Annotated in this window: 9 protein-coding genes; 7 read left to right on the forward strand and 2 right to left on the reverse strand. The window is 62.0% G+C overall.

Annotation, left to right across the window (positions count from 1 at the left end; genetic code table 11):
* Window positions 1-77 precede the first annotated feature (77 nt).
* The gene (locus ACVIGB_RS49800) at window positions 78-743 is read right to left on the reverse strand and encodes a TetR family transcriptional regulator C-terminal domain-containing protein (protein WP_456723711.1); all 666 of its coding nucleotides are present in this window, start codon (window positions 741-743) and stop codon (window positions 78-80) included.
* 109 nt (window positions 744-852) lie between these two features.
* Between ACVIGB_RS49800 and ACVIGB_RS49805 the strand changes: the two genes are divergently transcribed.
* The 7 genes from ACVIGB_RS49805 to ACVIGB_RS49835 all read left to right on the forward strand — a co-directional run bounded on the left by ACVIGB_RS49805 (window position 853) and on the right by ACVIGB_RS49835 (window position 12275).
* Window positions 853-2247 (forward strand): aminotransferase family protein, encoded by a 1395-nt coding sequence (locus ACVIGB_RS49805; protein ID WP_456723710.1) that lies wholly within the window; start codon window positions 853-855, stop codon window positions 2245-2247.
* Window positions 2244-4448 carry a N,N-dimethylformamidase beta subunit family domain-containing protein gene (locus tag ACVIGB_RS49810; protein ID WP_456723709.1) on the forward strand — a complete coding sequence of 735 codons (2205 nt, stop codon included), beginning with the start codon at window positions 2244-2246 and terminating at the stop codon, window positions 4446-4448. The genes ACVIGB_RS49805 and ACVIGB_RS49810 overlap by 4 nt, the downstream gene beginning before the upstream one ends.
* Window positions 4445-5638 carry a hypothetical protein gene (locus ACVIGB_RS49815; protein WP_456723708.1) on the forward strand — a complete coding sequence of 398 codons (1194 nt, stop codon included), beginning with the start codon at window positions 4445-4447 and terminating at the stop codon, window positions 5636-5638. Before ACVIGB_RS49810 ends, ACVIGB_RS49815 begins: the two co-directional genes overlap by 4 nt.
* Before the next feature lie 163 nt (window positions 5639-5801).
* Window positions 5802-7937 carry a hypothetical protein gene (locus ACVIGB_RS49820; RefSeq protein ID WP_456723707.1) on the forward strand — a complete coding sequence of 712 codons (2136 nt, stop codon included), beginning with the start codon at window positions 5802-5804 and terminating at the stop codon, window positions 7935-7937.
* Between the two features lie 429 nt (window positions 7938-8366).
* On the forward strand, window positions 8367-9536 hold the full coding sequence (locus ACVIGB_RS49825; RefSeq protein ID WP_456723706.1) for a saccharopine dehydrogenase family protein: 1170 nt from the start codon (window positions 8367-8369) through the stop codon (window positions 9534-9536).
* 67 nt (window positions 9537-9603) lie between these two features.
* Entirely contained in the window at window positions 9604-11235 is a 1632-nt protein-coding gene (locus ACVIGB_RS49830) for a C45 family autoproteolytic acyltransferase/hydolase (RefSeq protein ID WP_456749359.1), read from the forward strand.
* 143 nt (window positions 11236-11378) lie between these two features.
* Window positions 11379-12275, forward strand: coding sequence for an alpha/beta fold hydrolase (locus ACVIGB_RS49835; protein ID WP_456723704.1), 897 nt, complete (start codon window positions 11379-11381; stop codon window positions 12273-12275).
* Window positions 12276-12372: 97 nt separating this feature from the next.
* Here the strand turns inward: ACVIGB_RS49835 and ACVIGB_RS49840 are convergent, their stop codons facing one another.
* Window positions 12373-12948 (reverse strand): DUF2147 domain-containing protein, encoded by a 576-nt coding sequence (locus ACVIGB_RS49840; RefSeq protein ID WP_456723703.1) that lies wholly within the window; start codon window positions 12946-12948, stop codon window positions 12373-12375.
* Window positions 12949-13059 lie beyond the last annotated feature (111 nt).

Consider the following 13059-nt stretch of genomic DNA (forward strand, 5'->3'; position numbering starts at 1 on the left):
TGCCACCGTCAACTCACCCGCAGTCGACCGCCGCAGTCTGCTGAGAGGTGGCCTATCGTGTACTGAGCTTGGTAGTGTTAAGCATGCCGCGCTGAACGTTTCTGTGCGCCGACGCGCCAACGGGAACAGAATCCTTCAAGCAGTGATCCTCGCTCGGCAGGCGTAAAGGCTTCCGGCGAAATCAGGGCATGGAGTCCGAGCCCATCGATGAAGCTTGCAAGTGCGGCGGCCTCGTCCTCCGGATCTAGATTGGGATTGGCATCGCCACCCGCTGTAGCTCTCTTAATCGTCCGGCGAGCGTTCGCCGCATGCGCGCCAGCCTGCGGGCATGTGTGCTGCAGAAGCCTGCCTGGGTCTGGGACCGCCGTGATGGCAAACCATGCCCGCCAGGACACTGCATGCGTTTCGTCGAATGACAGCAGACGGCCGACGGCATCGATGTATCCGTCGAGGCCACCCCAGGCGAAACCACCTGTGCCATCGCCTTCGAAACCACTTCCGAGATCGTATCGAACGTGAACTGAATGAGACTCTCCTTGTCGCGGAAATAATGCGTCAGTGCCCCGGTTGAGCATCCCAGCCCATGCGCAATTGCGCGCATGGACGAACGCTCGATGCGCGATCACCTGCAAGGTGCCGCTAGCAACATCGATCTGGCGCTCTTTCCGCCTTGCCAACGCAACAGGTAACGGTTCGATCAACTTCTTCGTTGGCCTGCGCATTTCCAGTCCTTCTTCGTTCAAACTCTACGCGAATTGTGGGCGCAGCGGAAAACACAACAGTTGTTTTGACTCGACAAACATAACAACTGTTGTGTAATCTCCCAAAAAAGGCGATATCGGGAGGCCGCAGATGGCAGAGAAGAGCTTTTCGCTGATTGAGCCGGAAGGTTCGTGGGAGCGGGCGTTTGCCTACCGTCCATTCAATGTGGAAATCGCCAGAGCGGACGGAATCCATATTCACGACACGAACGGAAACCGGTTCATCGATGCCACCGGTGGGCCCTTTGCGGTGAACCTTGGCTATGGCCATCCGCGAATGAAGGCGGCCGTTGCTGCCCAGCTGGATGACTACGCATACGCGCATCCAATGCTGGCAAATCGACGGCGAGCGGATTTGTGCGAGGCTCTGGCGACAGTCACTCCGGCTGGGCTTCAGACAAGCTATCTGGTATCCGGCGGATCCGAGGCCGTCGAGACGGCTCTGAAGATTGCCCGCCAGTATCACGTGGCGTGCGATCGCCCGGGCAAGCACAAGGTCATCAGCCACTATGAATCGTATCATGGGATGACGCTCGCAACGATGGGACTGTCGGGTAACTCGACCACGTTGCGGCACTACGACCCTTTGATCACCCGGTGGCCGAAAGTTCATCAGTACAGCGATGTCCGGCGGCCAGCGCATCTCAGTCGCGAGGAGTGGGCGGTCGAGTCTGCGCGCGAGGTGGAAAGACTGATCCATCTCGAAGGAGCCGGAACGATCGCCGCCTTCATCGCCACCCCTCATGGTTGTGGATCGGATTACGGGGTGGTGCCGCCGGTCCGCTATTGGCAGGAGATCCGTCGAATCTGCAGCGAGAACGATGTGCTGCTGATTGCCGACGAAGTGGTTACGGGCTTCGGCCGTACCGGGCGGTGGTTCGGCATGGAGCATTTCGGCGTGACGCCGGACCTGATGACGTTCGCCAAGGGAATTTCGTCCAGCTATGTGCCTCTGGGCGCAGTCACGGTCAGCGACGAGGTCAACAAGCCCTTCAAGGAAGGAACCCATTTTGTGCACGGCTTCACCAACGGAGGGCATCCGCTGGCATGCGCCGCGGGCGTCACATTGATCGAAATACTGAAGTCGGAGCGGCTGGTCGAGCAGGCGCGCGCGAGGGGCGAGCAGCTTTTCGGTCATGCGGAGCGATTGTTGGCGCATCCTTCGGTGGCGGATGTACGCGGCTGGGGCTTGTTCATGGTTCTGGAGCTTGTTCAGGACCGGAAAAGCCGCTGCTACTTTCCGCCGGAGGCTGAGGCGGAAAGGCGCTTCTACCAGCGAGCGCTCTCGAACGGCCTGGTGTTCTACTCCACGCTGCATGGCCCACGCCGGCATCCATCAGTGAGTCGTGGCCTGCCAATGTGGATATCGCCACCCTTCATCATCACGGAGGAACAGGTTGAGGATCTCGTCGAGCGCCTCGATCGGACGCTTTACGAGTGGGAGAAAGAGATGGGAATTGCCTCTAGCGGCGCGCGGGTCGCATGACGATGCGGTTGGCAGGATATTGCAATCCACTCAGTGTGAGGGCGGGCGGCGAAGTCACCTTCATGCTTCACTCCGAAGCGGAGGACGAGGTCGAGATTGACGTGGTTCGGATCGTTCATGGGGACCGGCACAGCGGACCAGGGCTCGTACTCGAGCCTGTGCCTGCCGGGCCTCACCATCGTCTGCTGGTGCGCCCTCAGAAGATCGCAGCGGGCTCCTACGGCATTGTTGGCGAGTCGGCTGGCTCCAACAAGCGCGGTCGATATGGTTTCGGCTGCGCCGTCCAACTAACGCGTGGAGGACGTCGGCAAGGCGTCATGGGAGTTTTGGATGCCGAAGACGGCGCAAGTCTCTTTATCGATGAAGATGGGCGTCTCAACGGAAGCATTGTTGCCGAAGGCAGGATCGTTGAGTTGGCGCTCCATGCACCGATGCCGCTCGACACGTGGTGTTTCGTCGGTCTGTGCATCGATGCCAAAGAGAGCCGAATGGAGCTCTTCGCGCGGCCGATCGGGAATGGCTCCCTGTTTGCAGGCGACGGAAAATCGATCTCGGTTACCGGACTGGGGGAGGGTGCCACAACCCCCATCGTTTTCGGCGGGCGGTTGGGGCGTGGCGACGCTCGCGTCGCTGATAGGCTCGATGGTCGCTTGGAGTCGCCTCGGCTTCTGGCCGGACAGATCCGGCCCGACGACCTTGTGGCTGCGATCCTCGCCCAAGATCCCAGGTTCGTCCATGGAGCCGAAGTAGTTGGGTTCTGGGATTTTTCGATCGCCCAGGAGTCGCGCGTCATCGTCGATCGAGGGGCCTTTGGCCTCAGCGGTCGCCTCCACAACCTTCCCAGCCGGGCCTGCGTCGGATTCCGCTGGTCAGGAAGGGCCCATGACTGGCGTCACGCACCGGATGAATACGGAGCTGTCCATTTTCATGCGGATGCAGCCTACGATCTTGAATGGGATCAGACGTTGAAGTGGGCTGTTCCCCCTGACCTGCGTAGTGGCGCCTACGCGCTGCGAATGCAGCGTGGAGCCGAGATCGCGTATGTGACGTTCTTTGTGTCACCTGCGGCTGACACCGTGTCTTCCGTCGTATTCCTGGCATCCACGGCGACATATTTGGCCTATGCCAACGAGACGGTTCATCTACGGCTCCTGGAGCTGCTCTACGGCCAATCACCGGAGCCGTCGCCCGAGTACGAACTGTTGCTGCGACATCCGGAGTTCGGCGGGTCACTCTATGAGAGCCATTCGGATGGTCGCGGCGTGCGCTACTCGTCCTGGCTGCGGCCTCTTGTCAACGTTCGTCCAGACACTCGTATGTGGTCCTTCAATGCTGATACGGCGATCTTGCATTGGCTTGAACGCGAGTCACCCCACTATGACGTGCTGACCGATCACGAACTGCAGGCACGCGGCGTGGACGCGCTCGCAGGAGCCCAGGTTGTTGTTACTGGCACCCACCCGGAATACTACTCGGGAGAGATGCTGGATGCCCTCGACGCGTTTTTGGAGCGAGGGGGGCGGTTGATGTATATGGGAGGAAACGGGTTCTACTGGCGGATCTCCTTCAGCGGAGCCTGGCCGGCCGCAATCGAGGTTCGACGCGCGGAGGACGGCACACGTGCGTGGATCGAAGAACCGGCCGAGTACCATCATGCTTTTGACGGCGAGCTTGGCGGATTGTGGAGGCGGCAACGAAGGCCGCCAAACCGATTGGTCGGGGTCGGCTTCGCTGCGCAAGGTTTCAGCGGATCTAGTCCTTACTACGTTGCTGAAGGTGCGCACGATCCGCGGGCCGGATTCATATTCGATGGGGTCGATAGCGAGTTGATCGGCGACTTCGGTGCTCGAGGCGGCGGAGCGGCCGGCGAAGAGATCGATCGATTCGACCTTGAGCTCGGCTCACCCCCACATGCGCTCGTTCTGGCGTCATCGCGCGATCATGCGTCAGACATGTTGCGCGTAAAGGAGGAAATGAATGCCTCGGCGCCATACGCCGCCGATCCAAAGGTGAGGGCAGATCTCGTTTTCTTCGAGACCCGAGCCGGTGGCGCGGTGTTTTCGACCGGCTCGATCGCCTGGGCCGGAGCTCTCAGCGAATCGAACTACGAGAATGATGTGGCCCGTATTTCGACGAATGTCCTGCGACGGTTTGCGGATCCCGCACCCTTTGTGTTCCCGCAGGTGGATATCGCCAAATGAGTGGAAACGAAGCAGCGTCCCCCCCTTACGGTGAAGAAGCGCAGGGGCGCTATCCCGGTAACGTTCACCGCGTCCGACTGTTTATGGGGCTGATCGGGCTCGGGCTGGCCAACGGCCTTAACCTCAACCTGATCCCGCTGATGAACGGTGCTTTCATTGGCGAGCTCCAGCTTGATACGTCACAGGCTGGTATGCTCGTCAGCATCGAGATCCTCGCTGCGGCGGCAGTCAGCATTCTTCTTTCGGCGCGGATCCATCTGTTGGCGCCACGCTTCGCCGGAATAGTTTCGAGCGTCCTGATGCTGGTTGGTATGCTTTGCCTCGGCCATTTCAGTCAGCCCACCATGCTCTTTGCAGCCGCAGCGATTGTGGGTCTTTCCCTGGGAGTCCTGACGGCGTGCAGTGCGGCGGCTATTACTGCGGCCAATCGTGTGGACAGGATGGCCGCTGTGGTGACGGTCGGGGTGACCGTGATGGTGGCTGCGTTGACCTTGCCACTGTCGTCGGCGGCCGAAGCCGGTGGGCGGCGCGCCTTGTTTGGCACCGTTGCCGTCGTCATCGGAGTTTCGATCCTGCTGATCGCGATGCTGCCGCGGCGACGGGCGTCGACCGGCCAGGATCGATCGCTGCTACTCATCGATTCAATCTTTTCACCTGTCGTCTTCGCCTCCATATGCCTCCAGGTGGGGACGGTGGGAATCTGGGCCTTCAGCGAGCGCATCGGTGCCAATCTTGGCGTCAGTACTCAGGGTATGGGGGAAATTCTTGCCGGCTCTACGCTGTTGTCGATCCTTGGTGGGGTCATCGCCGCCGTGATCGCGCGGCCGGGACGCGAGCGGGACTGGGCGATACTCGGGGTGCTTGTGTTCGGCGGATCAACCGCAGCGGTGGCCGTATCCCCGAACTCCACGATCTTCGTGTGGGCAATGTATGCCCAAGCCTTTGGTTTCGTGTTTACGACGCCCTTCATCGTTGCGGTGGCAATTTCTCAGGATCGGTCGGGCGGCCTTGCTGCGGCAGCCACGGGCTGGTCGACTCTGATCGGGGCGGCTGCACCGACACTTGCCGGCTGGATGGTGGGGGCAGGTCATTACAGCAATCTTGCGATACTCGCGCTGGCCGCGACTCTTCTCGCCCTAGGCGCATTGGCTCTAACCGACCGAAATCTGGAGAGCGCACGAGCGGGCTAGCGGAACCGCTGGCCTGAGCTTTCGATGGACGTCTGGAGATAACAACAGTTGTGCGAGAACGCATCGCCATTGCGCCTGCGCATGCGGGTGAGCGAATGAGCTGTTTGACAAGCAGGTCTACCGCTGGCGGTGCGGGAAGCGTCTCAACAAGAGGAGGGGGAGAATGGCTCAAGGAAGGCTTTTGTTGGCGGCAGTTGTGGTGTTGGCCGTATCCAGTGAAGCGCATTCGGCAGGAAGGTCAGACGACGACAATGGTCGCGCCACGAAGCTAGGCGTTTTCCGCAAGGCGGCCAAGCCGTCGCCACACGAATCTGCGGTCCCGTTTTTTCTTCTCAACGACAATCGAATTACCTATTCGTGGGGAACGGTGGGTGTTCAGGGATATTCTTCGAAGAGCAGCCTCAGTACGCTCGCATTCACGCATTTCGATGTGTGGGCCTACGGTACCAACATGGTCAATCTGCTGTATTCCAAGCTGGACCATTCGGCTCCGACGGCGCCGTGCGTCGGATCTGTCAGCGCGGCTCTCGGAGACTGCGCGGGTGCCGGGCTTGGCATTGCGTCAGTTCGCAGCACGTTCGGATGGAACGAGCTGTTCGATACTAAAGCATTCGCCGTCGGACCGCTGACGAACATTTCATTTCTCGTTGGTGCAGACATCAGCACCTCAAATCTTCTTACGTCGTCAAGCAGTCGCGCGGTGTCCGCGGGTTTGCAGTTCAGCTTTGATCTGCCTTATCGGGGTTATCTGAATATGGCTCCCGTCTATCATCAGAAGTGGGAGTATTCGGCGTCGACGGTGCCGCCAAGTATCGGTGGGATACTGGGGACGCACCCGCCGTTCATCGGTTTTCCAGACGGCGTTGGACATTTCAATCCCACTTGGGGAATCGATCTCGACTATTATATGGAGCTGGGATTCTTGCCCGAAGCATGGCGTTATTTCTCGGTTAGCGGATACGCATCAGTCCGTGGACCGCAGGGTAGCGGCGGCTACGGTGCCATCGTGCGGGATCCTCGAACCGACCGCGTCGTCTCTCTCTCGGCGGAGCCGGTCCGGTTCACGCTCGACATGGGAAAGCTGTTCTGGGGGCCGAAATATTCTCATCTCGTCGATGTGTGGACGTCGTGGCGCTACAGCAAGAATGATGCCGGATATAGTGATGCGGTCGACCCTTCGTGTATCGTCGCGCCTGGGGCTAAGAATGGATCCTGTACCGGCGGCGGCTTCTTCTATGGCCTGACGATGAAGGTCGGTGAGGAGGTCCCAGGGAGCGCCGCGCCGTCGCTGTCGGGGCAGCCGTTCTTCAAGAACTCTGACAACCGGTTGACGGCTGCTGTGCTGCCCAGCTCCACTTCACCCGGTCAAACCGCGAAAACCCAGAAGCAGGTTTATGCCTTCAGTCATGAAGATGTGTGGGCTTATGGCGCAAATGTCTTCCGTGCCGAACTGCTGAATTCCGATCATCGGGATCCGAGCGCACCGTGTACCTCGGCGTTCAGCGTGCATTCGTTCGGTACAAGCGGACCATGTGCCGGAAATCTCGAGTTCAACGCAACATTGCGCAGTACGTTCGGCTTCAACGAGCTGTTCGGCGCCGGGACGTTCAAAGCTGGTCCCTTGCGCAATGTTTCTGCTCTGGTCGGCGCTGACTTCAGGGTGTCGCGAAGCTATGAGGGCGCAAACAAGAAGGCCGTCGTCGCCGGGGTCCAATTCGCGTTCGATTTGCCCTACCAGGGATATCTGCACGTTGCTCCGCTGTACTACCAGGAATGGAATCACTCGATCTTTGCCTATCCGAACAATGCGGGGAATACCGAGGCCGGTTTTGGCATCGTCGGCTACCCGCCTTACACCGGAACGATGGCTGCGGGTTTTACGGGGACCATCGACGGCAATCTTCGCTATCGTCCGACTTGGGCTCTCGAAATCGATTACGGCATGGAACTAGGGTTCTTGCCGGAAAGCATGCAGTACTTTTCGGTAAACGGTCGCGTTGCGATTGTCGGACCAAAAGGCAATGGTGCCTACGGGCAGTATACATTGCCGCCTGCGATGAATACCGCGATGGAAATCAATGCGGAACCCGTCCGGCTGACGTTCGACGTCAGTAAGGCCTTGTGGGGACAAACCTACTCCCACTTCATCGACACCTTTGTGGCGTATCGCTATTGGAAGAACAAGTTTGGGCTCGATGGCAATAACCCGGCGAACGGCGTGTGCTTTTTCGCCAACGGCACGAGCAATCGCAGCTGTTCTGAGCAAACCGTTTACACAGGCGTTTCGATGAAGTTCTGAGCTGGCTCGGTGATCGCTGCGGTTCACCGGGTTGGTTGGCGCCCCAGCTGCGCCGCCTCTCCGAAGGAGAGGGGGCGCTCGCGTCGTGCCCATTGTGGGACTGCTCGAAGGCTTGCTTGCTTTTCTATGAGAAAAGGGTGCGCACGCCCGCTTGGAGGCCGCGGGCGCGGCCTTGTCCCGATGACCCCTCTCGTATCGCTTCACTTGCGAGTGCGGAGGCAAAGAAGACGCGCACCCGCGGAGATGAACTGATGGGGACGGATTCGGAAACATGTCGGAGCTCTGCGGCCGCAGATGCTCCTCGTGGCTGCGGCTCGGGCGCTGGAATGCTTGTTGACGTGGCCTCAGTTTCGGCAAGCACAGAGGGATAGACAAACATAACAACTGTTGTGTAAATCTCTTCTATGGTTTCGAAGGAGATTGGTTGTTATGCGAGTCGTTGTGTTGGGCGGGGCGGGCGGTATGGGGCGCACGGCAGTGAGGGTAGCCGTGGATCTCGATTTCGTGCGCGAAGTCGTGGTGGCCGATCGTCACCTGGCTGGCGCTGAGGAGGTCGCGGCGCGACATCGGCCGAAGGCACGGGCGTTTCACGTCGATGTGCGCGATCCGCGGGCGCTCGCCACGCTGCTTGATGGCGCCGACGTGGTGATGAACGCCTCGGGGCCGTTTTTTGAGCTGGGTGTCCCGGTGCTGGAGGCGGTGATCGCGGCCGGAGCGCATTATCTCGACATTTGTGATGATTGGGAGCCGACGCTGGAAATGCTGGCGCTCGACGCCCGCGCCAAGGCGCGCGGCGTCACTGCGATCTTGGGCATGGGAGCCAGTCCGGGGCTGACGAACCTGTTAGCGGTGGCCGCAGCGCGAATGGTGCAGCGGCCGCAAGAGATCCTGACCGGCTGGTCGATCGATGGCGCGGAGGAGGCAACCCGCAACGCCAAGCCGCCCTCGGACGAGCCGAGCGCCGCCCTGGTTCACTGGATGCAGCAATTGTCCGGCAATATCCGCGTCCACAGCGGCGGCGCGCAAGTATTGGTGAAGCCGCTGCAGCGCCGAGAAATCGATTTTCCCGGCCATGGTCGACTCGTGGTCTGGAGCGTCGGCCATCCCGAAGCCGTGACGCTGCCGCGCGTCTTCGGCGGACTGCAGGATTGCGGGAATGTCATGACGAGCGCCAACGAGCGCTCCTTCGCCAGCCTTTGCGTGTTGCAGACCCTCGTCGACCAGAAGATCCTGTCGCTGAAAGAAGCGGCGCGCGAGATAGAGAAGTCGGACCGGGATTCGGGGGCGAAACGTTCTGGGGGTGCCCATGTGCCGTCGCTATTCGGATGGGTACGCGGCGAGACGGCCGGCCGGCCCGTCGTTTCCGCCGCCTGGTTGCGAGGCCTGCCTGCCGGAGGCATGAGCGGGGTGACCGGCGTTCCGCTCGGACTGGCTCTGCATCTGTTTGCGCGGGCAGAGCGGCCGCCAGCCGGGGTTCTCACGCCGGAGGAGGTGATCGATCCCGCTTGGTTCTTCGACCTGTTCGCTCCGTTCTGTGGCTTTGCATCTGGCGCCGATCTCCTCGCCCACGGCGAGCTGTCACTGGCGCGTGGAGGCTAGGGTGGCGACACTTCCGATTGTCGCGCGATGCGGTGCCGGCACGCTATCGCGGGTCGGACGTCTGAACGTGCTCACGCTGGAAGGCGATCCGTTCGAGGTCGGCTTGCAGCACGGCACGTTGCTCAAGACCGAGATTGCCCGCGGTTGCGCGCCCGCGTTCGGAGGCGATCGCGCGTTCGCCGACATCCTGTCGGCACTCCCCGCCGGCCAGGACGGCCTCGTCCGACGGGTTCTCGATGGCCTCTACAAGCAACTGGCGGCGGGTCTCGACAGCAACTTGAAAGCGGAACTGGAGGGAGTCGCCCGCGGTGCCGATCTGCCGCTCGACGTCGTCATGCGCGCGACCTGCCGCTCAGAGATACTTCAGGTATTGGCGGCGCTGGAGGCTGCCGAGCCGTCCGGTGAGTGCACCTCGCTCGTTGTCCACGGCAGCCAGAGCGAAGGTGGTCGGCTGCTGCATGGCAAGAACCAGGATTATGATGGGGCGGGACTATGGGACGCTGTGCCGACGGTGTCTGTGGTCCGGATGCCAGGTGCGTTGCCTCATGTGCGGGTCGGCACCGCCGGGCTGTTGAAAGCGAGCTTTGGCATTAACGCCGCCGGCATTGCCGTTGGCGGCCACATTCTGTTCTCGCGCCATGCTGCGCCGTCCGGCATCGGCTTCACCGCCCTCGAGCATGCGCTGCTGCGGACAGCGGACAGCGTGAGGGCGGCGGGCGATCTGCTGCGGTCCTCCCCGCGGTGGGGGGCATTCGCCTTTGTGGTCTCCGACGGAGGTCGCGACGACGCCGCGGTGTTCGAGTGCGACGGCGAAGGCGTGTTCGCGCGTTCGGCGACCGAGGGGCTGCTTGGCTGCGCCAATCATTTCATGGCCGCGCCAGATTGCTCCTGGCGCGATCTGACGCTGGCCGGAAACGAGGCGCGCAACTCGCTTGCCCGTTTCCGCCGCCTGCAGGACGCCGCCGTCCCCGGCCAGTGGACACCCGCCAGGGTGGCGGATGTTCTCGCAGATCGCTTCGATCCGTGCTGCGGGGGGCACCGGTCGCTTGGACAGACAGTTGCGAGCGCGCTGACGGTGATGTCGGCGATCGCCGATCCGGTTGCGCAGCGGATCTGGGTCAGCGCCGCTAGCGTGCCCACCGGCGACGGACCTTACATTGGCTTCGACCTCGAGGACGCCTTTCGCGGGGGAGAGATCCGCACGCGTGCGCCGATCACGTCGTCCCCTGGCCATGTCGGCGGACGGGACGCACTCGTTGCAGCGCTGGCGGCGCGGCGCGCGCTCGACGAGCAGCCCGCCGACGAAAGCAACCGGGCGCAGCGCGCGCTCGAGCTCGCGATCGACGTCGATCCGCAGGACTCGGGATTGCGACGCCTTTACGCGAGGCTATTGCTGCGGAAGGGGCGTTTCGCGGCCGCGCTCGAGGCGCTGCTGATGCCGCCGGAAACGTTGCAGTCCCATGGCGAGCGGGCCGAGGCGGCCTATTTGTCGGCCATCGCGCACGATTGTCTGGGGCGGCGCGGGGAGGCAATCGCCGCCCTGCGGGAGATCGAAGGCGCCGGGATGGATCACGATCCATTGCGGCGGATCAATCCGGCGCTGCGGACGCGCGCACAACACCACTTGACCGCGCCGTTCAGTCCGCAGGATGCGCGAGCCCTTCCGCTGACGTTCACCCCGATCAGCGGACTCGCCTAGCACTCGGTCGTGCGAGGCGACCGTCCACCCGCTCGCGACTCGAGGTTTCGAACCGGCGGCATAATGGTGATGAGCACCGCGCCGTCGCACCTGTCCAACACAACCCAAGGCAAAGCAAAGCAAAGCAACCTCGAGGTGTTCGCATGAGAGATATTGAGCCAACGTCCGACCGCCCGAGGCTCGTTTGGCAGAGCGATGGCAAGTCAACCGACATTCCCGTCCTCCTGATTCATGGCCTGGGCCAGACCCTGCTTGACTGGCCCGCTGCAATGGTGAACGGGCTTACCGACGCGGGCTGCCGGGTGATCCGGTTCGACAACCGCGATGTCGGCCGTTCGCCGCGTTTCGATCATCTAGGGACGCCGCCGCTGCTGCGCCTGTGGCTATGCAGCACGCTGCGGCTGCCACAATGGGCCAGGTCGCCCTACACGGTCGCGGACATGGCGTCCGACGCGGTGGCGCTGCTGGACACGCTGAACATCCCCGCCGCCCATCTGGTCGGCGCATCCATGGGCGGAATGATTGCGCAGCAGATCGCGCTGACCCATTCGCATCGGGTGCGGTCGCTGACCCTGATCATGTCGTCGTCGGGCGCGCCGGGGCTCCCTCCGCCGCGCGACGATGTCCGGCGGGCGCTGAGCAGCCGGGAGCCGGACAATCTCCAGGCCGGGATCGCTTCGGCCATCGCGTTCCGTCGCCTGATCGCGGGGCCGCTGCCCGTGGACGATGCGGTTGAGCTGGCACTGCGGGTCACGCGTTCGACGACCTATGGATGGCCAGGCGGCGCAGGCGTCGCGCGCCAATACGCGGCGATCCTGGCGGACCGGCGCCGCTGGCGGCTGTTGGACCAGATCGAGGCGCGATGCCTGGTCATTCACGGCGAGCTCGATCCGCTGCTCCCGATCGCCCATGGCCGGGATGTGGCTACGCGGATTGTCGGCAGTCGCTTCGTGTCGCTCGCGACGATGGCGCACGAGATCACGCCATCGCACGGCAAGGCCATCGTTGCCGATATCCTGCGCCTGTTACAGGCGGACTAGAAAATCAGAACGTCCATGCGCTTCCGGCGCATGGACGTTCTGTTGTTTGTTAGGCTTGGCCGCAGGAGCGGGCCGGAGCCCCTCATCGCATGCGAGCTTAGCGGCACCGCTGGCTGGGCTGCGACGTCTTCGTCCAAGTCTCGCCGTCGCTGCCGCCAAGCAGCAGCCTGGACGCATCACCAGTCACCTTGAAGCCGCGCTCGGTCTTGCCGGTCGCCGGATCGTAGGCGGAGGCATCGTCGCCGGACCGTGCGAATTGTAGTACGGCCATGCCGCAGATCGGGCGAGTGCGTTTGGCAGGGTTCGGATTCCCCCGGTCCAGTTCGCCGTCCTTCAAGTCCTGGCCCCACACCAGAATCCCGCAGATGTTGCTGCCGCACGGTTCGAGCTTGACGATACCGGCCTTGTCTTGCGTCAGAAAGTAGCCGGATTCGGGGGCCTGTCCGGCCGATGCGGAAGCGTTGAGTGCAAAGAGGGCCGCGGCCGCGAACACGATGGATGGCTGTCGCATATCAGTTTCTCCTGTTTTCGATAAGAGATGAACCGGCGCGCCAGCGTTCGACTGGACGCGCCGCATCTCGGTCACAAATAAATCACAACAGTTGTTGTGTAGCAAACGCGAGCGTGATAAATCCGGCCCGACATAACGCTTGTTATGTGGAACGAATGCCAAAACGGCATCGATTGGGGAGGATGCTCAAAATGTGGGGTGGTGATTCCTTGAGAACAGTCGTTCTCTGTTCCATGGCTGCTGTCGTATGCGGCTCCGCTGACGTCAAGGCAG

Source organism: Bradyrhizobium sp. USDA 4341 (assembly GCF_054063755.1).

Bases quoted from the DNA above. Each gene is read 5' to 3' on its own strand.
- ACVIGB_RS49825 (WP_456723706.1), top strand. From the start codon at position 8,367: ATGCGAGTCGTTGTGTTGGGCGGGGCGGGCGGTATGGGGCGCACGGCA.
- ACVIGB_RS49815 (WP_456723708.1), top strand. From the start codon at position 4,445: ATGAGTGGAAACGAAGCAGCGTCCCCCCCTTACGGTGAAGAAGCGCAG.
- ACVIGB_RS49810 (WP_456723709.1), top strand. From the start codon at position 2,244: ATGACGATGCGGTTGGCAGGATATTGCAATCCACTCAGTGTGAGGGCG.
- ACVIGB_RS49820 (WP_456723707.1), top strand. From the start codon at position 5,802: ATGGCTCAAGGAAGGCTTTTGTTGGCGGCAGTTGTGGTGTTGGCCGTA.
- ACVIGB_RS49835 (WP_456723704.1), top strand. From the start codon at position 11,379: ATGAGAGATATTGAGCCAACGTCCGACCGCCCGAGGCTCGTTTGGCAG.
- ACVIGB_RS49805 (WP_456723710.1), top strand. From the start codon at position 853: ATGGCAGAGAAGAGCTTTTCGCTGATTGAGCCGGAAGGTTCGTGGGAG.